32 protein-coding genes and 2 pseudogenes are annotated in these 22,472 nt (G+C 36.7%); 23 read left to right on the top strand and 11 right to left on the bottom strand.

Annotation, left to right across the window (positions count from 1 at the left end; translation table 11 throughout):
- Positions 1-243 precede the first annotated feature (243 nt).
- The 8 genes and pseudogenes from KUH03_RS09650 to msrB all read left to right on the top strand — a co-directional run bounded on the left by KUH03_RS09650 (position 244) and on the right by msrB (position 4,671).
- Positions 244-423, top strand: coding sequence for a hypothetical protein (locus KUH03_RS09650; protein WP_120259682.1), 180 nt, complete (start codon positions 244-246; stop codon positions 421-423).
- 161 nt (positions 424-584) lie between these two features.
- Entirely contained in the window at positions 585-1,667 is a 1,083-nt protein-coding gene (locus KUH03_RS09655) for a hypothetical protein (RefSeq protein ID WP_257092906.1), read from the top strand.
- 64 nt (positions 1,668-1,731) lie between these two features.
- On the top strand, positions 1,732-2,133 hold the full coding sequence (locus KUH03_RS48410; RefSeq protein WP_373564674.1) for a DUF3784 domain-containing protein: 402 nt from the start codon (positions 1,732-1,734) through the stop codon (positions 2,131-2,133).
- Positions 2,134-2,290: 157 nt separating this feature from the next.
- Positions 2,291-2,857 carry an RNA polymerase sigma factor gene (locus KUH03_RS09660; protein ID WP_257092908.1) on the top strand — a complete coding sequence of 189 codons (567 nt, stop codon included), beginning with the start codon at positions 2,291-2,293 and terminating at the stop codon, positions 2,855-2,857.
- A gap of 40 nt (positions 2,858-2,897) precedes the next feature.
- Complete coding sequence (locus tag KUH03_RS09665) at positions 2,898-3,047, top strand: hypothetical protein (protein WP_257092910.1); 150 nt, start codon at positions 2,898-2,900, stop codon at positions 3,045-3,047.
- Between the two features lie 163 nt (positions 3,048-3,210).
- Positions 3,211-3,573 carry a YkgB family protein gene (locus KUH03_RS09670; RefSeq protein ID WP_257096832.1) on the top strand — a complete coding sequence of 121 codons (363 nt, stop codon included), beginning with the start codon at positions 3,211-3,213 and terminating at the stop codon, positions 3,571-3,573.
- 161 nt (positions 3,574-3,734) lie between these two features.
- Positions 3,735-4,241: a peptide-methionine (S)-S-oxide reductase MsrA gene (gene msrA / locus KUH03_RS09675; RefSeq protein ID WP_257092911.1), complete on the top strand. Its 507-nt coding sequence runs from the start codon at positions 3,735-3,737 to the stop codon at positions 4,239-4,241.
- Positions 4,223-4,671: pseudogene (gene msrB / locus KUH03_RS09680) on the top strand (peptide-methionine (R)-S-oxide reductase MsrB). The gene msrA and the pseudogene msrB overlap by 19 nt, the downstream one beginning before the upstream one ends.
- A 358-nt stretch (positions 4,672-5,029) precedes the next feature.
- On the opposite strand, the gene KUH03_RS09685 reads toward msrB, so the two are convergent.
- On the bottom strand, positions 5,030-5,269 hold the full coding sequence (locus KUH03_RS09685) for a hypothetical protein (RefSeq protein WP_257092913.1): 240 nt from the start codon (positions 5,267-5,269) through the stop codon (positions 5,030-5,032).
- 457 nt (positions 5,270-5,726) lie between these two features.
- A complete protein-coding gene (locus KUH03_RS09690) occupies positions 5,727-6,578 on the bottom strand; it encodes a helix-turn-helix transcriptional regulator (RefSeq protein WP_257092915.1) in 852 nt (283 codons plus the stop codon).
- A 348-nt stretch (positions 6,579-6,926) separates the two neighbouring features.
- On the opposite strand from KUH03_RS09690, the gene KUH03_RS09695 reads away from it, so the two are divergent.
- Positions 6,927-7,289 (top strand): hypothetical protein, encoded by a 363-nt coding sequence (locus tag KUH03_RS09695; RefSeq protein ID WP_257092917.1) that lies wholly within the window; start codon positions 6,927-6,929, stop codon positions 7,287-7,289.
- A gap of 356 nt (positions 7,290-7,645) precedes the next feature.
- On the opposite strand, the gene KUH03_RS09700 is transcribed toward KUH03_RS09695, so the two are convergent.
- Genes KUH03_RS09700 through KUH03_RS09710 form a run of 3 tightly spaced genes read right to left on the bottom strand, consistent with a single transcriptional unit; the run spans position 7,646 to position 8,832 of the window.
- Positions 7,646-8,146 carry a hypothetical protein gene (locus tag KUH03_RS09700; protein ID WP_257092919.1) on the bottom strand — a complete coding sequence of 167 codons (501 nt, stop codon included), beginning with the start codon at positions 8,144-8,146 and terminating at the stop codon, positions 7,646-7,648.
- Positions 8,103-8,480 (bottom strand): hypothetical protein, encoded by a 378-nt coding sequence (locus KUH03_RS09705; RefSeq protein ID WP_257092921.1) that lies wholly within the window; start codon positions 8,478-8,480, stop codon positions 8,103-8,105. Before KUH03_RS09705 ends, KUH03_RS09700 begins: the two co-directional genes overlap by 44 nt.
- Positions 8,467-8,832, bottom strand: a complete 366-nt coding sequence (locus KUH03_RS09710; protein WP_257092923.1) for an N-acetylmuramoyl-L-alanine amidase — start codon at positions 8,830-8,832, stop codon at positions 8,467-8,469. The genes KUH03_RS09705 and KUH03_RS09710 overlap by 14 nt, the downstream gene beginning before the upstream one ends.
- Positions 8,833-9,285: 453 nt before the next feature.
- On the opposite strand from KUH03_RS09710, the pseudogene KUH03_RS09715 reads away from it, so the two are divergent.
- Together KUH03_RS09715 and KUH03_RS09720 are read left to right on the top strand one after the other, a co-directional pair.
- Positions 9,286-9,828: pseudogene (locus KUH03_RS09715) on the top strand (RNA 2'-phosphotransferase); the annotation flags it as partial.
- Positions 9,829-9,981: 153 nt separating this feature from the next.
- Positions 9,982-10,479 carry a phytanoyl-CoA dioxygenase family protein gene (locus tag KUH03_RS09720; protein WP_257092925.1) on the top strand — a complete coding sequence of 166 codons (498 nt, stop codon included), beginning with the start codon at positions 9,982-9,984 and terminating at the stop codon, positions 10,477-10,479.
- A 360-nt stretch (positions 10,480-10,839) separates the two neighbouring features.
- On the opposite strand, the gene KUH03_RS09725 is transcribed toward KUH03_RS09720, so the two are convergent.
- Positions 10,840-11,928, bottom strand: a complete 1,089-nt coding sequence (locus KUH03_RS09725; protein ID WP_257092927.1) for a lipase family protein — start codon at positions 11,926-11,928, stop codon at positions 10,840-10,842.
- Between the two features lie 132 nt (positions 11,929-12,060).
- Here KUH03_RS09725 and KUH03_RS09730 point away from each other — a divergent pair, with 132 nt between their 5' ends.
- The 11 genes from KUH03_RS09730 to KUH03_RS48425 all read left to right on the top strand — a co-directional run bounded on the left by KUH03_RS09730 (position 12,061) and on the right by KUH03_RS48425 (position 18,822).
- Positions 12,061-12,681 (top strand): hypothetical protein, encoded by a 621-nt coding sequence (locus KUH03_RS09730; RefSeq protein WP_257092929.1) that lies wholly within the window; start codon positions 12,061-12,063, stop codon positions 12,679-12,681.
- 81 nt (positions 12,682-12,762) lie between these two features.
- Positions 12,763-13,050, top strand: coding sequence for a GAF domain-containing protein (locus KUH03_RS48415; protein ID WP_373564800.1), 288 nt, complete (start codon positions 12,763-12,765; stop codon positions 13,048-13,050).
- Positions 12,945-13,163, top strand: coding sequence for a hypothetical protein (locus KUH03_RS09735; RefSeq protein WP_257092931.1), 219 nt, complete (start codon positions 12,945-12,947; stop codon positions 13,161-13,163). The genes KUH03_RS48415 and KUH03_RS09735 overlap by 106 nt, the downstream gene beginning before the upstream one ends.
- Complete coding sequence (locus tag KUH03_RS09740) at positions 13,154-14,245, top strand: ATP-binding protein (protein WP_257092933.1); 1,092 nt, start codon at positions 13,154-13,156, stop codon at positions 14,243-14,245. Before KUH03_RS09735 ends, KUH03_RS09740 begins: the two co-directional genes overlap by 10 nt.
- Positions 14,246-14,482: 237 nt before the next feature.
- On the top strand, positions 14,483-15,070 hold the full coding sequence (locus KUH03_RS09745) for an SIR2 family protein (RefSeq protein ID WP_257092935.1): 588 nt from the start codon (positions 14,483-14,485) through the stop codon (positions 15,068-15,070).
- Positions 15,071-15,099: 29 nt separating this feature from the next.
- Positions 15,100-15,372 carry a hypothetical protein gene (locus tag KUH03_RS09750; protein WP_257092937.1) on the top strand — a complete coding sequence of 91 codons (273 nt, stop codon included), beginning with the start codon at positions 15,100-15,102 and terminating at the stop codon, positions 15,370-15,372.
- A gap of 161 nt (positions 15,373-15,533) precedes the next feature.
- Positions 15,534-16,226, top strand: a complete 693-nt coding sequence (locus KUH03_RS09755; protein WP_257096834.1) for a DUF2071 domain-containing protein — start codon at positions 15,534-15,536, stop codon at positions 16,224-16,226.
- Positions 16,227-16,963: 737 nt separating this feature from the next.
- Positions 16,964-17,635: a hypothetical protein gene (locus KUH03_RS09760; protein ID WP_257092938.1), complete on the top strand. Its 672-nt coding sequence runs from the start codon at positions 16,964-16,966 to the stop codon at positions 17,633-17,635.
- Positions 17,632-18,189, top strand: a complete 558-nt coding sequence (locus KUH03_RS09765; RefSeq protein ID WP_257092939.1) for a hypothetical protein — start codon at positions 17,632-17,634, stop codon at positions 18,187-18,189. The genes KUH03_RS09760 and KUH03_RS09765 overlap by 4 nt, the downstream gene beginning before the upstream one ends.
- A 103-nt stretch (positions 18,190-18,292) precedes the next feature.
- Positions 18,293-18,664, top strand: coding sequence for an NUDIX domain-containing protein (locus tag KUH03_RS48420; protein WP_257092940.1), 372 nt, complete (start codon positions 18,293-18,295; stop codon positions 18,662-18,664).
- A complete protein-coding gene (locus KUH03_RS48425; protein WP_257092941.1) occupies positions 18,661-18,822 on the top strand; it encodes a hypothetical protein in 162 nt (53 codons plus the stop codon). The genes KUH03_RS48420 and KUH03_RS48425 overlap by 4 nt, the downstream gene beginning before the upstream one ends.
- 215 nt (positions 18,823-19,037) lie before the next feature.
- On the opposite strand, the gene KUH03_RS09780 is transcribed toward KUH03_RS48425, so the two are convergent.
- The 5 genes from KUH03_RS09780 to KUH03_RS09800 all read right to left on the bottom strand — a co-directional run bounded on the left by KUH03_RS09780 (position 19,038) and on the right by KUH03_RS09800 (position 21,219).
- Positions 19,038-19,241 (bottom strand): hypothetical protein, encoded by a 204-nt coding sequence (locus tag KUH03_RS09780; RefSeq protein ID WP_257092943.1) that lies wholly within the window; start codon positions 19,239-19,241, stop codon positions 19,038-19,040.
- Between the two features lie 132 nt (positions 19,242-19,373).
- A complete protein-coding gene (locus KUH03_RS09785) occupies positions 19,374-19,805 on the bottom strand; it encodes a MarR family winged helix-turn-helix transcriptional regulator (protein ID WP_257092945.1) in 432 nt (143 codons plus the stop codon).
- Between the two features lie 20 nt (positions 19,806-19,825).
- Positions 19,826-20,485, bottom strand: a complete 660-nt coding sequence (locus KUH03_RS09790; RefSeq protein WP_257092947.1) for a nitroreductase family protein — start codon at positions 20,483-20,485, stop codon at positions 19,826-19,828.
- Positions 20,476-20,865, bottom strand: coding sequence for a DUF1304 domain-containing protein (locus tag KUH03_RS09795; RefSeq protein WP_257092949.1), 390 nt, complete (start codon positions 20,863-20,865; stop codon positions 20,476-20,478). Before KUH03_RS09795 ends, KUH03_RS09790 begins: the two co-directional genes overlap by 10 nt.
- Before the next feature lie 3 nt (positions 20,866-20,868).
- Complete coding sequence (locus KUH03_RS09800; protein ID WP_257092951.1) at positions 20,869-21,219, bottom strand: organic hydroperoxide resistance protein; 351 nt, start codon at positions 21,217-21,219, stop codon at positions 20,869-20,871.
- Between the two features lie 253 nt (positions 21,220-21,472).
- On the opposite strand from KUH03_RS09800, the gene KUH03_RS09805 reads away from it, so the two are divergent.
- Entirely contained in the window at positions 21,473-22,387 is a 915-nt protein-coding gene (locus KUH03_RS09805) for an AraC family transcriptional regulator (RefSeq protein ID WP_257092953.1), read from the top strand.
- The last annotated feature ends 85 nt before the right edge of the window (positions 22,388-22,472 follow it).

Here is a 22,472-nt window from a genome sequence, read left to right on the forward strand (position 1 = left end):
AGCAGACCAAAAAAACTATACATTAAAAAACTTCCATGTCATTGATAAAAACGGAGAGAAAATCAATCTCGATACGCATACCACATTTAAAATGACGGGTACTGTACACTACAGTGAATTAGAAAACCTGAAGGTGAAAGGGACAAAAACAATTTCAACTATAAAATAACTGACGTGACCTTCGAAAAAGATTAAAAAATCATGCTATAAACCCGATCAAACTCGTTAATAAAAACTAAAAATATGATCAATATTCAGCTTGGAAACAGCTTCTCCTTTGGATGGATAATTATTGGATTTGCCCTTATCATGGCTCTGGGGATTTACATCGCTTATAGAAAACAACACGCAATTAAAATAAAATATGTTATTGCCGTTATCATTATGTTAGTTGTAGGCATAAAATGGCTTTTTGAAAAATAAAAGTAATCTTCTCCAATAGCTGTTTTTTTTAGATATAAAAAACGGAAGAGTGCACAAGTACACAACAGAACTTTAACACTTGAATAAATTTATTTTTGTAAATTCAAGTTTAAATGTTCGAATCAATCGTGATCGATGCCATTGTTAAATGTAAATTTATCATGAAATTTATTTTCACTTGTGTTCTCTTTTCCATACAACTATTTGTATTTGCTCAAGAACGACCCCAACTTATTCCGTTCAAATTTGAAGGTAAATTGGGTTTAATGGATGTATCCACAGCAGAACCTGTGTATCCGGACGCTCTAATGGATGGCCCGAACAGATATTATGTCATTGGAGACTTTTGTAGTTATATTATCTCGAAAAATGAAAAGGAAGATGCTGTAGTTGATGCCTATTCGGGACAGGAACAGTTTTCTGGGCATTTTGATAGTGCATGTGGCCGCTTGAAAATCAACAAAGACAGTTATTATCACTTTGAAGTGGGTGGAAACTCAGCTCTCTTAAAGCCCGGAAGTCCTCTTATACAGTTAACAACCCGATACCAAAGCATTGAACCAAATCATGACGCGTGGGACAATGAAAGCTTGGATGGCAAGCAATATATCTGGGCGCTAAAAACAGACGAAACCTACGATGTTTTGAGTGCCGATAAAAACTTTGCCCGTATAAATTCCTTACCGAATTTTGAAAGTTTTGATCTGGTATATCAAATAAATGAAGATGCCCCCATAACTTTGGTTGGATTTGTCTTGGGTAGCAAAAATGCGATCCAACGTGCTTTCGGCCAGAAATATAATATTCCAGAATCTAACCAAATGGTTGAAGTCTATGATATACATTTTAAAAAATTAGGCAATACAATTTACCAAAATGTAGCAATCAAAAAACTATTCAATCATGAAATTGAACTACGGGGTAGTATGATTCCTCCACCAAACCTTGAAAACCAGATAATCACCGCTCAAAATAAAACAATTGTACTGAACGACGAATTTAGCTTAATTCCGGCAATAGATGATCAGACACAATTGGTCCTTGTCAATACGCAGCAAGGAAATGCTTCCATCTTAGGAAATGGCCACTTCGATTACAGGTACATCAGTACAACCCAAAATTTAAAAGCGCTCCTACAGATAAGACATGCGGAAACTGGAACTTTTTTCTACTTTGATTTTAACGGGTTTTATTTCCCAAAAGGGGTTCCTTTAATCCCCAAGAATTACAGAAAATGGAACTAAAGGAACGAAGTAAGGTTTCAATAGAAAATAGACAAAATAGGATCACAAAAACAATTTTTAACAGATGATTACTTTAGTTTTAGTATTAAGCGTAATTTTGGCAACAGTTTCTTTTCTAGTCACTGAAGAGAATGCAGACTCGTCACTTTCTGGATATAACACCCTTTCGTCAACAGAAAAGCAACAATTTGACATAAAGGCTTTTGTCCCATATTTTAGAAAATTTCATCTATCACTAGCGGTTTCATATTTGTTGATTTCCCTCTTCCTTCTCTTCACTATCAGTTCGTATTGGGCAAAGATTTTTAGTATAGCTTATCCCTTACTTGCTTATATATTTTTTATTTGGAAAGCGAACAGTTTTTTCATAAAAAGGAATAAAAAAACGTATATCCTTTCAATTACTGTCATTTGCTTTCTTCTTATTGTTCTTTTAGTGATTATGATCCAATTTTTAGAGAGCTAATTCTGTGATCGCCGTAATCAATTTTGATTAGATAAGAAGTATCAAAAAACTATTTCTAATTTTATAGGATTATAATTGACTATATGGACAAGCGATCAGAACATCTACAACAATGGATTGATATCTATAGTGATACACTTCTCAATAGCGCTCTTTTTTGCTGTCTGACCGACAAGACGCGGAAGATATAGTCCAAAATGTATTTATGTCTGCATTCGAATCATACCATTCTTTCCAGGGGTGGAGCAATGTAAAGACTTGGCTAATGGCTATTCTTAAGAATAAAGTCGCTGAGTTTTACCGTAAAAAGTACCGACATACAGGCAATATTCCACTAGATCATTATTTTGATAGTGAGGGATCATGGAAGCATGATGATATTCTACAAGACTGGAATGAAAAAGACGACAACCTCCTTGACAACAGCGATTTTAATAGCGTAATGGCTGAGTGTATGGACAAATTGCCCCTAAAATGGCTTATCCCGGTAAAGCTCTATTATTTAGAAGAAAAAAAGCGGCTAGCGTATGTCAGGAAACTGGCCTTACGACAACTAATCTATGGAAAATCCTCCAACGAAGTCGTATGCAACTTCGGGAGTGCCTGGAATTTAACTGGTTTAATATCTCATGATTTCGTAAGCAATGATAAAACAACTTATTCATATATTGGTGATGCCCTGCAAACAAGCAACACTGCTTATCGAACAGCAAAATGCTGGTGATATTCCATTTTTCCAAAAAATACGCTTAAGGCTACATCTTATGATCTGTAAGTGGTGCCGTGCCTATAACCGCAAAGTACATGCAATGGAAAGTATGATGAAAAAGATATTCACACAAGATGCTCCTGAAAAATTCAGTAAAAATGAACTAGAGCTCTTTAAAGACAAATTAAAAGACAAGTTAAAATAAAAGGATTTTTTTGTCAGGATTTTGAAGTGCATGCTACTAAAAGGGAAACAGTAAGTACAAATTAAAATTTTAGAAAAATGCATCTCATAACGCAAACAAAAATTCCCCACCATCATCGCAATGGGGTTTCTACATTTCCACATTCGGCATAGTCTTCATTCTTCTGTGGCTTGGGATTTTCAAATTTACCCCAACGGAGGCGATGGCCATAAAGCCATTGATAGCGAATCATCCACTCTCTTCCTGGCTATACAAACTATGGAGTGAACAAATGGTGTCCAATATTGTTGGTATTGTTGAAATAGCTGTTGCCATACTTATCTTACTGAGTTTAAAATTTAAGCAATTGAGACGATACGCCGGAATTGGGGTATGTATTATTTTTACGATGACTTTAAGTTATCTCTTTACAACACCAAATATGTTCAAACATGTAGACGGAGTTCCTGTGACAGATTTCTTTATCCTTAAGGATATACTATTTCTTGGCTTTGGAATCAGTTTACTGCAATCAGCTAAAAAATAAAAGATCATGAAAATTATATGGACCATCACTATACTCGCCTTTATAGGCTTGATAATAGTCAAAATAGGCTTTTCACAAGGAGAAGAGAAAGCATCAGCTCCAGAAAAGAACTCAGCTCATAACAGTAAAACTAGCGAAATCTACTTTGCGGGAGGCTGCTTTTGGGGACAGAACATTACTTCAAACAAATAAGAGGGGTAACAGCTACAGAAGTTGGGTATGCGAATGGGAATCTTGCCAAACCGAGCTATGAACAGGTATCAACGGGCAATACTGGGTTTGTAGAAGCCGTAAAAGTCGATTATGATCCTACGCTAGTTGATTTGAAATTGTTGATCGACTTATACTTTAAAACAATTGACCCGACAAGCATGGATAAACAGGGTAATGATATTGGTACTCAATATCGGACAGGAATTTACTTTACAAAGAAAGAGGATGAAAAAGCGATCCGGGATGAGATTGGTCAGCTTGCAAAGAGCTATAGCTCAAAGCTTGTTGTAGAAATTGGTCCCCTACGGAATTTCTATACTGCTGAAAATTATCATCAAAATTATTTAGAGAAAATCCTCAGGGTTACTGCCATATTCCTGCTGACCTATTTGAGAAAGCGCGACAGGCAAATCCGAAACCGGCTAAGTACAATAAAGTGGACAAAAAAACACTGAAAAAGGAGCTGACTGCATTACAATATGATGTTACTCAAAACAATGCTACTGAAAAGGCTTTTGACAATGCTTATTGGAATGAATTTCGGGAAGGCATTTATGTTGACGTTACCACCGGCGAGCCGCTATTTATTTCTACCGATAAGTTTGAATCCGATTGCGGATGGCCAAGCTTTTCTAAACCGATCAATGATCGGCTGATTGCCGAAAAAGCGATAGGTCTTTTGGGATGAATAGAACTGAAGTGAGAAGCAAAACAGGTGACGCTCATTTAGGCCATGTTTTTAATGATGGGCCGACTGAACAAGGGGGACTACGTTATTGTATCAACAGTGCTTCACTACGCTTTATCCCAAAAGATCAAATGAAAGCGGAAGGTTATGAGAAATTTATTCCTCTGTTACAAACCAAAAGCGACAAAACTAAGTAGCACAACATCTCATATCAGACTATTAATAAGTGTAATTGCTGGTAGGATAAAATTGCATTAGTCCATTTGAGGGTGTCATACTAGAGTTTACAGAGATTATTGCCCGGGGAATCTCTTTACAACAAGAGAGCCAAGAAGGTCAAACAGCCCTAGTTTATCTAATTTCGTTGGCATCCCCGATAATCATTTTCCAAATCCGAAAGGGTTTGCTTTTGGGACTTGGAACGCTTCTTTTAAACACAAAAAGCCAGGTTGAAAACCTGGCCTTAAAAATAAACATATGATGGATTAGTAAATGGCGGCCCCTATGAACAGTCTATCTCCACGATACGATCCGGGATCTATACTTGAAATTAGATTAAGTTCTAAAATACCCTAATAAATTTACCTTCCAAGGTTCCTCAGAAACATCGAGGATATCTTCGACCACTATTGTTGCAGACTCTTTGTTAAACTCTTCCAGAAATCTCCACAAATCATTCACTTTTATCGGAACAAAATACTGATTCGTATCCTCCACAGTATTCTCAGACTTAAGTATATTATAGCCTTTACATTTTAAGTCCTGAAGGATATCATTCGTCAATGGGATATTCATCTCTCTAAAGTTTCTATTGCTCGTATGCGCTGCACACGCCGTATTTAACCACTTAGATTTATAGAAATTGAAAGCAATGAACATGCAAGAATATTGAGCAACCAATGTCCTTTATATAGGGTTGTTTGTCATAGCGTATATTATATATACTGTTCGACGCTAAGACACCATACATTAAACATGTTCATCTGCTTCCAATTCATATTCAAATATAGTAAATAAAACTAATTAAATTAGTTTTATTTACTATATTTTTTAGTCAAAAACTAACAACTTGTGAGCCATAGGGTTTATATTTTCCGGATATTAAGAATCTCTTTATTATTTAAAACAGTCTTAGGACGAGAAAGCGGTGATACAATTGGGCATACAAGTAGCTATATGCAGGAGCAACAGGAATCTTGTTTCGCAAATAAAAGCGGGTTTTATTTGCGAAACAAGGTTTGATTATGGTTGATCACTTCAAAGATGTCCAGTGGAAGACAAAAATGTACTGAACATCTTTATAATGAGCGGCTGATATCAACAACATTAAAGATCTGGTCCACATCATCCAAGCTAACTTCAAAGTCTGGATAAGTAGCTTTGTCCGTATTGAGGAACGTAATGTAAGGATTCCATTAGCGACATCGTGATGAGCAATTTCCTTAATAATCACTCCTTCATATCGATGTACGACGACCCAATATCTATATTTATGGGTATGAAATTTTGACTGCCACAATTCTCGTTTAATCAAACGTCCGGTAACAATATCGCCGTCAAGGACACTGGCATCAGTCCCGTCTGTCATACTATCACCACTCACTTCAAAGGAACGGTAAGCTCCTTTGTGAAATTCATTTACGGTAATAAAATGTGCGGGTAAATCATCCATGTATTCAGCATCCGAAAATCCCGAAAGATAACCCGCTTTTGCCTTCTCGGTTACGAGCTTGGTCTGCATCAAATAGCGTCCGGGAGACACCTCAAAGAATATATTGTTCTTATTCTCGTCAATAAATTTGACATCACTGGAAAAATATCCGATAGATTTTCCGTTTCCTACATTGATCATGGAAACAGTATCAGACTGAATGATTGCACCGGACTGATTTCGTTCTCCTTTTCCATAAAGCAGCCAATCGTATTGAACTTGAGGAAAAGCATTTTGAATACGGGTTTTCATCGTGAGACCGATCGGATATTCACCTTTCTTGATACGCGAATACACCTGTTCACGCACCCCCAATAAGCCCGCAAATTCCCGATTGGTAATCCCCATCTCCAAGCGTAAAATCTCAAAATTATTATCTGGATAAGTTTCCATGTTTTTATAGGGTATTTAACAAATGTTACACTAATTCATAACAATCTGACACTAAGTTACACAAGATATTAAACCTAAACAAATAAATAAAACAAACAAAAACACTATAAACTCATTATCAATGCATTACAATTAAACAAATAAGTTTAACTATTTTCAATTAAGACTAAAAATTCAACAAAATTAACATTTAAACTCTTGAATGATTAACAAATTTGTTTAACTTTGTTTAACAAACATTATGGATACTTAATGCTTACTATCGGCAAATCCAATAGAAAGAAAAGAACCGTCAATGACTTTGAATGATTAGGGGCAGTAAAACAGAACAAAAAATATACACTTTAAATGAACATAAAAATGGAACGCATCATCACAACAAATTCGCAGCTAAACAGCTCAATAGGATTGAAGCATCAGCATATCAGGAAATTTGGCATTATTTCAAAAGAAACACAGAGTATGGAATTGATGACCGTGCTAATGCAATCAAAAAGTTTAACAACAATTACAAGTCAACGAAAAGATAAGACCTATTCCCAGCGTATGAACACTTTATATTATTCTTTCATTATGAGTTTCTTAAAAGAGAACCATCCCGAAATTTTGAGATCAATTGACAAAATATACGAGCCCGATCTTTCCAAGATCAGTCAGGTCATCGATTGTTATTGTGAATTTATGGGTATCCTCGCAACAGATTATGGGTGAGTACATCAACTATAAAGATATCCAGCATCGTTACAAAGCAATCGCCGTTGTCTTGCGTATTTTTCAGCCAGAAAACTGGATAACCTAAAGACTAAAGTAAAAAGCACGATATACAAGGAACTGGGTCCATATTTAAAGATAAATAGTGATACCTTACAAAAGTCCATCATCTGCGCATGTAACCAATTTGACATGTATAACGACTTTAAGAAAGATATCAAGCAAGCGACAAATTATTATTTCATTAACAAACGTTTCAATGATAAATAAGATTGGTTTCCCAAGAATTTATACCGATCATAAAACAAACGAGCAGCAAGTTTTCAATGATCGGTATAATAATCTTTATCCAATTATTACGCTCTCCGACGCAACCACCAGACCAAAAGGCATATCACGACAAGTAAGCCTATCAAAAAATAGAATATATTTGTTCCAGCCGGCTGTACCGTCCGTTTTGAAGTCCTTCCATCTATCCGTATTTTATCTTCTTTGTACTGAACATTGTGGGCAATCTCCCGACGCTGATCAGAAAGATATTTCTCAAAACCATTAGTGCTATCAGAATAATGCGTTCGGCGTTTATTTACCCGTCCCTTACCTATTCGCACAACTCCATTCGGACTAATCTCAATCGCCTCACCTTCGATCTGCATCAGAGCCTCGCTCCGTGTCAAGAGTCGATTATATGATTGCTCAATCTCCAAGTGCCTTCTACTAGAATCCACGCTTGACAGTTCGGCCATTTTTTCGTTCGCCTCCACTGTCCGCGACTCCTTTGTTTTAGTAATCTTTTTAAATAAACCGCAGCTACTAACGAGCAGTAGCATTACGGTCAATCGAAGTATATTTTTCATTTTTCACTCTTTTTAGTTCAATCTGCAATTCATTATAAAGCTTCATCAGGTCATCATATTTCACCTGCAACTCGGCCAATATCTTCGAGCAGGCTATGCGATCCTCATTCGCGAGTTTCAGCCCTTCGTTGAGATCTTCTATAATGGCTCTTAAATGTTCTATATCTTTTTCCAGCCGGTTTGCATAACCTTCCCACTTATCGATCACTTTCCCGGCATTCTCCACATTTGTAGCTTCCACTTCCGCCTGCTGCTTGGGACGACCGACAAAGTAACCTCCGATAGCAGTAACGATAGGAATAATCAGCTTTTCCAAAATTTCAAGTAGTTCCATAGTAGTTATTTTTTATTAGTGGCTTAAACTTCATCCAAGGGAATTGTGCTCCCGGATCCTCCTTTCTTCCAGGGGCAATATCACTATGCCCCAAAATTTCCCGAATGGGATAATTGGCGATAATTGCCTGACAGACTTCTATCGCTGCATTGATCTGCTTTTCGGTATAAGATTCTGTCCCCTTATTTTGCAACTCAATCCCAATACTGTATCTGTTCAGATCTTTCAAGCCAGCCCACGAACTCAGTCCTGCATGCCAACATTTGACATTGAATCGCGCCAGTTGTGTTACAACACCATCGCGACTGATATGCACGTGCGCAGAAACTTTACTTTTGGATCTGACATCCAATAAATCGCACTGGTAGCATTGGATGCTCCATCATAATGCATGATGATATAAATAGGCTTGATATTACCGCTTTTATTAGGTGTATCCTTATAGGACACACCTACCAATTGATGTTCTTTAATATTCATGTCTTCTTTTATTATTATAATTTACTTTGATGTTAATCGCCTCCTTTTTCTTATCTGGAGTCCAATTTTATTCCGATAAAGGCGGCCAGCATTTTACTTTATTTGCTATTTCTATACAAATTTAGGTGGGAATCAAGATTGAAAATTAGAATATCAACGGTATGTAAGCGGTATGGAACAACTACCGAATATCAGCTCAAAACGAATATTTTTATTGTCGGTCAATTCCTAACAAAAAAGAAGGCGATCAAAAAATAAAAAAGTAAATTTACTTCGACTTGATTGGCTATTGAAAATGATTTATGAATAAAAAGAAGTAGCAACTAGCAAATTTTTAAGCCTAATACTTCGGCATGTACCGGAGCGTATTGGGATCGAACTTGATGAGAATGGTTGGGCCGATACAGACCTGTTGATTCAAAAAGTTAATGATCATAATCACGAATTGACATTGGATATGCTTAAGCATATTGTTGACACGAATCCGAAAAAGAGATTCGCTTTCGATGATAGTTTTAAGAGAATCAGAGCAAATCAGGGGCATTCTATTCCTATTGAACTCGGATTGCGTCCAGAGGTTCCACCTGATGTCCTATACCATGGCACAGCGATGCAATATGCAAATTCAATCATTGAGCAGGGAATAAAAAAACAGAATAGACTGCATGTGCACCTAAGTAAGGACATCGAAACTGCAAAATCAGTCGGACAACGACATGGAAAACCTATTTTATTCGAAATAAATGCATTAGCTATGTTTAAAGATAGATTTGATTTTTTCTTATCCGAAAATGGTGTCTGGCTCACTGACTACGTGCCTGTACAATACTTACGTTTTGTCAATTTCAAGGTTGAATCTACTAAATAGGGACCATAGCGCATAAGTTTTAGAATAACACCATGTCCAATAGTAAATAACAGCGATGCTTACATCCGAAAAAATAACAATTAAAAAAACGAGATAAAAGAAGACGGTTTCACTGTCATCGAGAATGTCTTTAGCAGAAATGAAGTTGAGCAATTGGTAACCATGATTGAAAACCAAGATCATTCAAGAGATACATTCAGGCGTTCCTCTGATCTTTTTGCGATCCGCCAGGTAATTAAAGAAATACCTGCCATATATACTATAATTTTCAATGATAACCTTAAAGATGTTATTTCTAAATTACTGGGAGCAGACCATTTTATTGTAAAGAGCATCTATTTCGATAAACCCGCAACATCAAATTGGTATGTATCATACCACCAAGACTTAACGATATCTGTGCTCGAAAAAACTGATTCTGAAGGTTTTTCGAACTGGACGGTCAAACATAATCAATATGCAGTACAGCCACCGCTGGAAATTTTGGAAAATATAGTTACGATAAGAATTCATCTTGACGACACGGATGCGGAGAATGGTGCACTAAATATTATTCCAGGATCACACAACAAAGGAATATACCGTCCCGAAACCATCGATTGGACCATGGAACAGGAAAAAACTGTCCTGTCCCGGAAGGCGGAATTATGATTATGAAACCACTATTACTCCATAGTTCCAAACGCACAAGCAACAACAAACGTAGAAGAGTTATCCATATTGAATTTTCTAGTATAGAACTAGCCAATAACTTATGCTGGGCTGAAAGATTCTAGTATAAAAAGACTCCCGTTGGCCACAAAAAAACTTTTCCGTTATTCCATTGTTATTTGATCGTTATAGCATAGGATGAGTTATATCGTGAAGGCTAGGAAATCGGTTCACCTAGCCTTTTTATTGTCAGCGCAAATACATTCATCAGCACTAAAACGAGTCATTATTTGTTTTACTCAACATCACAAAACACGGCTGTGATGGCAGCTCGATATAATGCACAGCCTGTCTTATTACTTACAGAAATGTAGGTTTTACCGCTAAAGCCAGTCTATAATAAGGCTTCAAGGAATGGTGCAGCATCATTTCATCGCTTTTTTGTTCATCAAACACCCTGAAGTACTCCGCATCAGGAGCTAAAATAACATGTGTCCCTGTACGGACATAATCATTGCTAGGAAAATAGGTCGGTTCTTTAAAATTCGGCAAATATTTCTTAACCATTTTTGAAACCTGTTTACCCAAGATCTTTTGATAATTCACTACAGCTTTCTGTGATGGATTTTTCAACATCCGAAAAGCGATTCTTTTCTTTATCCCCTGCTTCTTGATCGTGGAGGCTATTGGTGTTACGGGATTTCTACTTGGAAGATCTTGAAGCTGCTGTACAGTAAATGGCATCTGTGGAACCCAATCTTTGGGATTAACAATTTGGTAAGCCCAACCATAACTTCTATTTTCATATTCATAGGCGAAATAAAGGTTACCAGGTTTAGGCGCAGCCGTGCAGTAGGTCTTGAACCGAATGTCTTTCGGCAAGCGGCCAGCATCTTGCAATTGATAGAAATAAGCCGTTAACAGATAACTGATTCCTCCACCCTGACTATGTCCGACAATCAGAATATCCTTTGTACCCTGTTGATAAAGTGAATCTATTTTGGGCAACATATCCCTAGAAAGAAAGGCTGTACTAATTAGGTATCCGACATGAACAGCCGCATTGGGATCATTAGACAATTTATAATCAAATACAAAATTAGTATCTATTTCCAATTTACCTATAGCTGGAACCATTGCGGCATAGAGATTTGCCAGCCAGCTTAGATTATCATCTACTGATCCCCGCGTACAAAAAATAGCTGTGTTTTCATCCCGCTGCCATAACTCATACAAATTATTGAGTCCCATGGTTGGGCTTCTATAAGACAATTTCGAATACTCGGGTGCTGGGATATCAGATGGATCGCTCCCATCCTGTTCGTAGATATGTGCATTGACTCGCAACATTTCCTGATATTCGGACAGGTTAAATCCAGGATTAAGCCGCTGGGCTTCAACAGCTATCGCAACAAAAAGCAGACAGCTAAATAACCAATATTTTATCATAGTGATATTTCTATTTGCGTAAATAAATTCAAAAAATAATTTTCGAAATGCAGTTAATACATATCCGACAGCAATAGCTATGCCTTAATTATTTATTTTTGTACTTTAGAAGAATATATCAAAAGGCATTTTATGGACAATAATCATTTTTCTAATTGTGACCAAGAGCCCATACATCTTTGTGGTCAAATACAGCATTTTGGTTGTCTCATCCTATTTGATGCCACCCAAAATTGTATAGGCTGGAGTGAAAACTGGACAGAAACAGGTTTACCTAGGCAAAGTGTATTTTTGGGACAAAGCTTGACCAAGTTTATCGACTGTTTAGCTATTCAACATGCAATTGATCTTGATCAGATATTACACGATCATGCTGATAGTTTCAAACACCGTTATGTTGCGGATATCTATCTGGAACAAATCCCATATTACCTAAGTATCTATCCCTTTGACAATAAGATATATATTGAGATCGAACAACATCGTTCGCAATCGCATCAATTTAAAAACACATTCTTTTATGCCAAACATATCAATGACAGTGAGGATATCTGGAAGGCTCTGGCTGAGAATATTTTTACGGTGACGGACTATGATCGTGTTATGATCTATAAATTTTCAGCGAGTGGAGATGGCCAAGTCATTGCTGAACATGTTGTTGGCGACTTGGAACCATTACTAGGCTATCGTTATCCTGAGTTTGATATTCCCAACAAGCGCGCCAACTCTATACTAAAATATTTGCCAGGGTAACACCCGATGTAGATGCTGTCCCAGTCCCGATTTGGGGCTTTGAACCTGAGAAATTAGATCTCTATGACAGCGATACGCGCAATGTCTCCCATACACCTGCAATATCTTCGAAATGCCCAAGTAAAAGCAAGTGGTAGTTTCTCCATCATCATCAACGGAAAACTATGGGGATTGGTTGCTTGTCAGAATAGACTACCCAAATACATTGATCTAGCACAAAGACATCTTTCCATTTTCATTGTGCAATATGCTGTAAATAGTTTTTGGCCAATAAACATATTGAAGAGAATAACTTCAAACTTAAAACAAAGAGTATCGCATTTGAAATCAGACAAAATCTATTTACAAAGAAAGATCTTTACAAAGTAATTAGTGCACTGACCACTAGCTTAATGGACATCCTTCGAACAGATGGTATCGCATTTAAATATCTCGACAAATGGCATATTGTTGGCCATGCGCCAAAAAAGATATGTTATTAAATCTGGATAGTCATTTCAGTAGAACAATTTCTGATCAATTGTTTTGGCAATCCGATTTCAAAGGACATCAAGATGAAAACGAGACTACATTTCCATTTCCTGGTATTGCTGGAATAGATTTGGAAAATAAATTAGACTTCAAAATCTATTTCTTCCGAAAGGAAGTAAAGGTAGAGGAAACCTGGGCAGGACGACCTGAAAAGCAGCTTATTTATGATCCAACAAAGACTATAAATTTCCCTTCTCCCCGCACATCCTTCAATGCCTGGAAGAAAATAGTCGAAGGCACAGCCCCAAAATGGAAAGAACGCGAAATTAATTTCTTAAAAAGCTTAAGTATTACCATTCAGGAAGCCTGCTTAAAGAAGATCATTGAAATCCAAGCGCTCAACGAAAAATTGATTGAAACAAATAATGTTCTGGAAACATTCAGTTACACATTGAGTCATGATCTAAAAAACCCGTTGGCCGCACTACAGATGACAGCCCAGATGATCCGGGACAGACCCGGTTTAACTCAGGAATTTCTTGGAAAAGCAGGTAGAAACATGATGGACGCTATCCTATTAATGAATAACATGCTAGATAAAACAGTCGATTTCGCCCGTAGCAAAAGCTATGAGTTCGAATACGAAACTGTCTATCCGGAGCGGTTCATTGAAAATATCATTGATGATTGCAGTGTAAGATTTAATGTCCAAAACTTACGATTCGAGAAAGGGCGAATCCTTCCAATTGATGGAGAAAAGACCTTAGTCTATCAACTGTTTCTAAATCTTTTGGGCAATGCGATCAAGTATAGCAGTAATAAAACGGCACCCTTAATAGGTATAAACAGCCAAATAGAAGAAGATTATGTTTTGTATAAAATATGGGATAATGGCATCGGAATGTCAGCGGAAGAAACTGAACGGATTTTCGAAATATTCCATCGTTTACCTAATGCAATGCAATTTGATGGATCAGGAGTCGGCCTATCAATTGTGAAAAGAATTGCAGACCGACTCAATGCAAAAATCTCTGTCGAAAGCAAGTTGAATCAGGGTACAATTTTCGAGATCAAATTCCCCATAAGAAACTGATTTTTATGGTCATAAAAATAAAAAAACACTATTTCCGACAAGAATATTGGTCAAAAGAAGGTCTAGGACAGATGAAGGTGCAAAGTAATCTGCGCCCCGTTTCATCCATTCTTTTTATTAAATTAGAGACCAGCCGATAGATTCAGATTCGTACTCAACAGGTATAAATTATAATGTGTACAGAATCATTTGATTTACCGGTCACAGCGGGAATCTTCAATAAGTATTAATATTAAAATGGATAAATTCAGCTTGTTAGTTGGCAATGATATCAATAACATTTCCCCTGGAATCAGTTGGAGCGATTTGCTGTCTAACATTAAAACAAAATATCATGTAACGGCATTGGAAAATGGGCAAAAACCTTTTCCGATGTTGTATGAAGAGATTTTTCTAAATGCAATTAAGATACAGCATCTTAATGAGAAAGAACTTAAAACATATATCTCGGAGAGTGTCTCTCAGATAAATCAAAATGAAATACACCAGTTGATCCGGGCCCTCCCCACTAAAAACATCATCACAACAAATTATGAATTTAGTTTGGAAGGATCCACTTCAAAGAAGAATACAAGCCTGATCCGAGAAACAACATACAGTGTTTTTCGCCGACATGAAACTTCGGACAAAACATTTTGGCATATCCATGGTGATTGTGACAGTCCCAGCTCCATCAACCTGGGGTACGAACATTATTGTGGGCAGCTTCAGAAAATGAGAGATTATGTTGTAAATGGCACTAATTATACCTCGGATACGGTATCTAAAGCGGCTTTAATAAAGAGATTGAAACAGAAAAAGACTTACAGCTGCAATCATGGATAGACCTGTTCTTTACCCAAGATATTCATATTTTGGGACTATCGCTGGATTTTGTGGAAATAGATCTCTGGTGGTTATTGACCTATCGTGCCCGAAATAAGTTTTATAGAAAAAGTGACTTCATTCAAAATCAGCTGTTTTACTATACCACAAAAAAATGGCATCAAATCGCTGCTGATAAAATGCAATTACTTAAAGCCAACGATGTGGAAATTGTCGTTATTGATGAATCTGACAAAACAAAATATTACAAAAAAATATTGAAAGAGATCAGTAAACGGTACCAGCTTCCTTCCAATAAATAGCCTACTATTCCATGTCATTGACAAAAAAGAGTTTCGCTCATCAAAAAGAAATATACTTTCTCCCTGTATTGAAAGCCTTTTAAATGGGTCCTCCTTAAGAGAATAAAAATATATTTCCGCCCCCATTTTCAGATGTAAAATTAAAGAGCGAAATCACCAACATCGTTTATTTGAACTGGATGATACCTATCGAAAAAATTCGAGACATGATTCCCCAAGGGCTAGAGGTGAATGCTATTCAAGGGAAGGTATTATTTTCTATTTTGACCTATCGTCATGGTCATTTTGGACCAGCTAAACCAGATGGATTGAGGTCATTTTATAGTTCTCCACTACAAAGCAATTGGAGGTTTTATATTGCAACAGATACCAAGCTATTTAAAGAACCAACGGTCTTATTTGTCTCCAATAGCATGAGCAGTTTCCTCTACTGTTTAGGCAGTCGCCTATTTAGCAATATGATGTTTACACATCATCCCCTATCATTTAGCCATCAATATATTGATGATCACATTCATACAAAAATAGATCCCGGCACCAGCAATGCGCCAGATCTGGAAGTCATTTGCCATTCAGTTGAAGAATGGAAAATTCCCAACGATTTTCAGCATATATCAACTCATCCCAGCGAGCTTCTTGAAAAAATTATTGTTCAAAACCGCGCATTAACATCTCAGGATCTGAATTCGTCACATATTGCCAACATTTCACTCGCTTTTGATATAAAGGAGATCAAACCTTTAAAAATTGACTTTTTCAAAAGTCATACATTATATGAAATTGTAAAAGAGGAAGAATGTTTTGCCTTTCAAATACCGTCATTGACATTTTTTATGAATAATGAAAAAGAATAAAACAATGTTTTATATAGATTTTTTTATCGCTGTATTGATAGCGAATGCGATACCGCACTTCATTTTTGGGATCGCCAAAATACGATTTTTAGGACTTTTTGGTTATTCACCAACAGGCAATATCTGTTATGCTCTTTTACAATGTATTATTGCTTTATTACTCTTCTCTTATCAATATGGAATAACGAATATCTATACAAATCCCGCTATACTTGGTGGCCTAACAGTACTTTTGCTCTACTTTGCATTTGGCAGACTGCTCATCAACAAGTTCCATAAAAATAATCTGAACAGTTTTATCGCAATATTAAGTTTATTTTTTCTCTTCAGACTCTATTTGGTTAGCATAATCAAATAGCTATTACAAAACCTTACTGAATACATTCTCACCCTATTTCCATCGAAACAAAATGACTACTCCATACCAGAGTTTCCTTATCCAGCAAACTTAGCAGAATGTCAGACGAAGGAACTCGGTCAAAACAACCAAATGCATCATTAAATCTTCTCTATAGACAGTAACACAAAAAGCGAACAAGAGGAAAATATTTAAAAATAAATTAATATATAAAATTAAAAACAAGATCAACAACCAATAAATTTAATTATTACCGCTAAAAAATATATTTTGCGAAATAAAAAAATACATCAATTTTGTCTTGGCTAAATTAAAATTAACAGGAAAGTAATACCAAAAAATTACCGTATCTACATTTTCATATTTTTATTGTTCGACAATGTTTTTCAAGAGATCCACCTATTTCTTATTAGGTTTATTGTTGCTTATTGGATGTAAAAAAGACATTCCATCTCGCATCACTCCAGTAGATCCCGAACCAATTGATAGAAGCAAAATACCTATTCCAGCAGGATTTACAGTTGATTTGGCTTCCATAAAAATTAATACGATAGCAAATGCGAATGAGCCTGGATCGTCACGGCCTGAATTGATCCAGGACATATCCGGTAAAAATGCAAGTTATTGTCATCCTGATGTTGAGTATTTCCCAAAAGGCTTCAACGGATACAAATATTGGATGGTCTTTACACCTTATTTTGGTATATTAGGTTCTGATCGAGCTGCATCATTATACGAAAATCCCACTATTGTAGTATCAAATGATGGCAAAGAATGGATCACACCCACAGGCTTATCCAATCCCATACAACGTCGTCCTGCTATAGAAGATTCTTATATTCCTCCGAGTGGCATACCCAACCAAGGCTACTGGTCTGATGTCGATTGGAACTTTAATGGAAAAGAGTTTGAATTATATTATAGAGGATGTTTCTTTTCCAATAAAATTTTAAGACAATGGGGTGCAAAGAGCGATAATAATACGAGAAAACTAAATCAGGAAGCCGAGCGTGTTATTGTAAGACAAACTTCAACCGATGGAATCCATTGACTCCACTTGAAATTGTATACACGAGCAATGAACCAGCTTCTATTCAGGACAATCATATCATATCGCCTTCTTTTATCAGAAATGAAACTGGGATGTTTAGCTACGAAGTAGATTTTAAGCCGACCTATCAATCTCCTATCATGACAAACATCCTTCTGCGCGTGTCATCCAATGGTCTGGACTTTACAGCCTATCGAAATAGCAAACAAGTCAAATTCATCAATAAACCTTGGCTTGAATTAAATAAAAGTTATTCGACCTGGCATCTGCAAGCTGCCTATATTGACGGTTATTATTTTCTATGTCTCGCTATAGGAAATGTAGATAGGTACTCCTCGGACTTGAATTATCTCGCCTATTCAAAGGATGGAATACATTTCCGTGTATTTGAAACACCTTTAGCTTCATCGAATGTATATCGTTCAGCTGTGTTTGCTAAATCTTCTTCAACAAATGACATCGAATTTGGTGCTGTTATAGGCTATAAATCAGGCACGTTTGGTTATAGGGAATTTAAGTTAAACAAGAAGGTCTTGGAAGATGGGTTAAAATAAAATAATATGGGCTGTAATACTTACTTTTATAGCTTGACCTTAATACGCTAAAAATGGCAATCAAAGATATTGAAATTGTAAAAACTGAGATTCTATCTGATAATTGGTATACCTTAAAAAAATCACCTATCAATATACAAAGCCGGACGGAACTGTACAACAACAAAGTCGAGAAGCTTATGATCGTGGAAATGGTGCTGTAATACTACTTTATAACATAGCATCTCGAACCGTTATATTGACAAGACAGTTTAGAATTCCAACTTATATAAATGGGAATGAATCTGGAATGTTAATAGAGGCTTGTGCAGGTTTGTTAGATCAAGATTCGCCACAGGATTGTATCCGTAGAGAAACAGAAGAAGAAACTGGCTATCAGATCAAGGAAGCAAAAAAATATTTGAAGCGTATATGTCTCCAGGCTCGGTTACCGAAATTCTACATTTCTTTATCGCGGAGTATACGAACAATATGAAGGTTAGTGATGGAGGAGGATTGCAGGAAGAGGAGGAAAATATTGAAATCCTAGAAATTAATATCGATGATGCTTTAGCAATGATCGAAAGCGGTGAGATCAAGGATGGCAAGACAATTATGCTCCTACAATATATTAAGTTGAAAAGTATCATGTAAGTCTTTACTTTTAACCGGACATCTTAACGAGCTACCTTCCTGAAAAAATAAATTTAGCCTGTTGGAAATTGATTGTAGATGGTATATAATGAGGAATTCCCATATATTCTTGTTCGGTACCAGTTCCTAAAATATATTGAGACCCTTTCTTAAGTAAAATAAAGGGTCTCCTTTTTTCTGTCCCCAGCCGAATGGCGTATAGTAATAATCACCGCTCAGGGTATCATTTTTGATATTCCCCGAACCTCTCCCGAGTCAATTTCACCACCGGGTCTATAAAAACGTAACTTTCCATGAAAACGGCTTTCAAAGAGATCAAGTTCAAGTTGAGCACTATCGCGATTACTATAAGCAACATACTTTAATAACTCTGCATCCCGCCTCTTTTCCTCACAGCTTGCAAACGAGAGAACCAACAAAACACAATAAACGGCAATAGCAATTAAACGCATTCTTCGTATGAAATTTAAATATTCCTAGAATGAGCTAAAAATAATCTATTCTGCTTAAAAACAACAAAAATGTGATAAAATAAATCTATCATTAAAATGTTAGCCATTTCCCGCGTTAGCGACAACTTTATCTGCCAAAGCTTTAAGCTGTTGCATATCTGAATAATCCAGTTTTAAAGCTTCAAAAATCTGCATCGGAATACAGGCTGCTTTTTCTTTCAATTGCAAGCCTAGATCTGTGAGACGAATCTTTACGACTCGTTCATCCGTTTTACTTCGCGTACGGGTAAGTAGCTCCTTGCCTTCCAATCGTTTCAATAGTGGTGTAAGGGTACCATTATCCAAAAATAACTTCTCCCCCAATTGGTTTACGGTTTGTTCGTTATTTTCCCATAAAGCCATCATTGTGATGTATTGTGGATAAGTCAAATCTACTTCTGCTAGAATAGCACGATAATGCTGCATAATCTCGCGATGCAGAACATATACGGAGAAACATAACTGTTTGTCCAGTTTCAATAAATCATCCATCTTGCAAAGATATTGTTTTCTTAAAGTTTGAAGTATATGATGTTTCTATTTATACTCAACAACAAATTCTTCTTTCGGCATTCTGACTTTTTCATTGTAGAGATCCAGTCACGAGAAGCATCTGCGACACCTACATACATTAATGATACACTTTTCAATCCAAGTTTTTCCAATTGCAATACTTCATCCACTACTTTATTATCAAAGCCTTCCGCCGGCGTGGAATCAACCCTGAGTTCTGCCGCTTGTGCCAGAGCTAAACCTAAAGCAATATAAGTTTGTCGTGCTGTATGTACAAAATTACGTTCCGCAGCCTCATTTAGATAAATGGACTTCAATTTATCTGTATACGATCCAAAGCGCCCACGAGGTAAATCTCGCTCATCTGTAGTGAAATCATATACTTTATCAATGCGCTCTTCGGTGTATTTATCCCAAGCCGCAAAAACCAACACATGAGAACATTCTCGCATGCATTCCGGATTTAAGGCTCCTTTTGCTAACTCATCTTTGAAAGCTTGATTTTCAACGACCAATACTTTAAAAGGTTGCAAACCCGAAGAAGTTGGTGCAAACCGAGCTGCCTCCAAGATCTTGTCTATATTTTCTTGTGTAACCTTTCTTGTCGGATCATACGCTTTCACAGCGTGTCTCCATTGTAAGTCTGTTATTAAGGACATTTAATTGTTTGTTTATTTTGAAAAAGAACGAATAATATTGCTAGTAATGCCGGAATTCCCTGTACAAAGAAAATCTTTTTACTTGCAGTGATACCTCCGAAAATACCAGCAACAAGAACACAACCTAGGAAGAATAGGCGAACATTGTCACTCCAGATCGGATCATTGATAAAAAATGACCAAGCCAAACCGGCAACCAAAAAGCCATTATATAGGCCCTGATTAGCAGCAAGCCCTTTTGTCGGTTTAAATAACTCGGCAGCTAGCGCTTTACCGAAACTACGCCTTCCAGCAGTTTCCCAAGCAAACATTTCCATCCATACAATATAGACATGTTCAATGAGTACAAGCATCGTGAGCACTGTGGCAATATGATTCATCTATTATTCGTTGTTTGATACTGTTAACTTCACCTCTATATTACCTCTGGTAGCATTTGAATATGGACACACCTGATGTGCTTTTTCAATTAGTTGCTGTGCCACCTCCAAACTGACTGCAGGAATATTGGCATGCAATTCCGCCGCTAAACCAAAACCACCGTTCTCCAATTGTCCAATACTTACCTGAGCGGTAACCTTGGTCTCACCTGTTTTTATCCGCTCTTGTCTAATCACCAAATTCAAAGCACTATCAAAGCAGGCAGCATAGCCAGCAGCGAAAAGCATTTCTGGGTTTGCATAATCATCGTTCGCACCTCCAAGACCCCTCGGCATACGAACCGCCAGATCCAATACAGCATTTTCACTTTTACCTGACCGTTTCGTCCGCCTGTGGCTGTCGCGCCTATGGTATATAACGTTTTCATATTTTAATTTGTTTTTGTTTCAACAACACAAATGTAGATTGAAAAATTATATTGTGCAAAATATAATTGGACTATTGACATTAAAATGAAAATAGAAGTCAATCTTTAAATGGCTAGATTAGACTAATCTCCAACCAAAGAATAAAAAGGTAAATTTGATTATTGCAAATGTAATTGATATGAAAACAACTACAATCGAACAGTTCTACAATGAGATCAATGCTTCAATACCCGAGGAAATAGCGCGTGAGATCGGACACTTCAATGTATTTAGCTTTGAGGAGCTCGCTGCAAAGCTGAAAGAGAAGCCCATCATGCCTTACAATAAGCGAACTTATTACAAAATCAGTTTAATCACAGGAAAGAATACAGCCGAATATGCTGATAAAGTAATCGAAATTGAGGGATCTGCATTGGTATTTGCAACACCGAAAGTTCCTTACCATTGGATACCCAAAGACGAACATCAACAAGGCTATTTTTGTGTTTTTACTGATGAATTTCTAGCACGAAATAAAAGTGGTGTCGTACTGGATGATCTACCTATCTTTCAACCTGGTGGACTTCCTATTTTCCAGATTACAACCGAACAGCGCATCGAAATTGAGCGAATTTTCGAAAAGATGAACAAGGAATTATCTTCTGATTATAGGTTTAAATATGATCTTTTACGGAATTATGTTCTTGAAATCATTCATTATGGACAAAAGCTACAACCGAAAAGTATCAGTAACCCCATGCACAATGCATCAACCAGAATTACCTCTCTTTTCATCGAATTATTGGAAAGGCAGTTTCCAATAGAATCACCGATGCAACGGTTGCAATTACGAACTGCCAATGATTTTGCCGAACGTCTCGCCGTTCATGTAAACCACCTCAATAAAATTCTCAAGGACAATACGGGTAAGACAACAACACATGTAATCAGCGCAAGAATTATACAAGAAGCAAAAATCCTCCTCAGGCAAACGGACTGGAATATCTCAGAGATTGCCTATTCACTCGGTTTTGAGGAAATAGCGCATTTTTCTAATTTCTTTAAAAAGCAGACCAAGCTTTCACCAAACAATTATCGTTCTCAACGATTATAATTTGAATTTCGCAAATATTGATTTGCTTTTCACAAACTCAGCAGATACTTTTCATGCGAAATTTGTCTTATTAAATTTTAAAACA

Origin of the sequence: Sphingobacterium sp. E70, assembly GCF_019285695.1 — a bacterium.
GTDB classification, from domain to species: Bacteria; Bacteroidota; Bacteroidia; order Sphingobacteriales; family Sphingobacteriaceae; genus Sphingobacterium; species Sphingobacterium detergens.

Coding starts and splice junctions, on each gene's coding strand:
- KUH03_RS09650 (WP_120259682.1), top strand. CDS start 244: ATGATCAATATTCAGCTTGGAAACAGCTTCTCCTTTGGATGGATAATT.
- KUH03_RS09655 (WP_257092906.1), top strand. CDS start 585: ATGAAATTTATTTTCACTTGTGTTCTCTTTTCCATACAACTATTTGTA.
- KUH03_RS48410 (WP_373564674.1), top strand. CDS start 1,732: ATGATTACTTTAGTTTTAGTATTAAGCGTAATTTTGGCAACAGTTTCT.
- KUH03_RS09665 (WP_257092910.1), top strand. CDS start 2,898: ATGATCTGTAAGTGGTGCCGTGCCTATAACCGCAAAGTACATGCAATG.
- KUH03_RS09685 (WP_257092913.1), bottom strand. CDS start 5,269: ATGAATATCCCATTGACGAATGATATCCTTCAGGACTTAAAATGTAAA.
- KUH03_RS09690 (WP_257092915.1), bottom strand. CDS start 6,578: ATGGAAACTTATCCAGATAATAATTTTGAGATTTTACGCTTGGAGATG.
- KUH03_RS09695 (WP_257092917.1), top strand. CDS start 6,927: ATGAACATAAAAATGGAACGCATCATCACAACAAATTCGCAGCTAAAC.
- KUH03_RS09700 (WP_257092919.1), bottom strand. CDS start 8,146: ATGAAAAATATACTTCGATTGACCGTAATGCTACTGCTCGTTAGTAGC.
- KUH03_RS09705 (WP_257092921.1), bottom strand. CDS start 8,480: ATGGAACTACTTGAAATTTTGGAAAAGCTGATTATTCCTATCGTTACT.
- KUH03_RS09725 (WP_257092927.1), bottom strand. CDS start 11,928: ATGATAAAATATTGGTTATTTAGCTGTCTGCTTTTTGTTGCGATAGCT.
- KUH03_RS09730 (WP_257092929.1), top strand. CDS start 12,061: ATGGACAATAATCATTTTTCTAATTGTGACCAAGAGCCCATACATCTT.
- KUH03_RS48415 (WP_373564800.1), top strand. CDS start 12,763: ATGTCTCCCATACACCTGCAATATCTTCGAAATGCCCAAGTAAAAGCA.
- KUH03_RS09740 (WP_257092933.1), top strand. CDS start 13,154: ATGTTATTAAATCTGGATAGTCATTTCAGTAGAACAATTTCTGATCAA.
- KUH03_RS09745 (WP_257092935.1), top strand. CDS start 14,483: ATGGATAAATTCAGCTTGTTAGTTGGCAATGATATCAATAACATTTCC.
- KUH03_RS09760 (WP_257092938.1), top strand. CDS start 16,964: ATGTTTTTCAAGAGATCCACCTATTTCTTATTAGGTTTATTGTTGCTT.
- KUH03_RS48425 (WP_257092941.1), top strand. CDS start 18,661: ATGAAGGTTAGTGATGGAGGAGGATTGCAGGAAGAGGAGGAAAATATT.
- KUH03_RS09785 (WP_257092945.1), bottom strand. CDS start 19,805: ATGGATGATTTATTGAAACTGGACAAACAGTTATGTTTCTCCGTATAT.
- KUH03_RS09790 (WP_257092947.1), bottom strand. CDS start 20,485: ATGTCCTTAATAACAGACTTACAATGGAGACACGCTGTGAAAGCGTAT.
- KUH03_RS09795 (WP_257092949.1), bottom strand. CDS start 20,865: ATGAATCATATTGCCACAGTGCTCACGATGCTTGTACTCATTGAACAT.
- KUH03_RS09805 (WP_257092953.1), top strand. CDS start 21,473: ATGAAAACAACTACAATCGAACAGTTCTACAATGAGATCAATGCTTCA.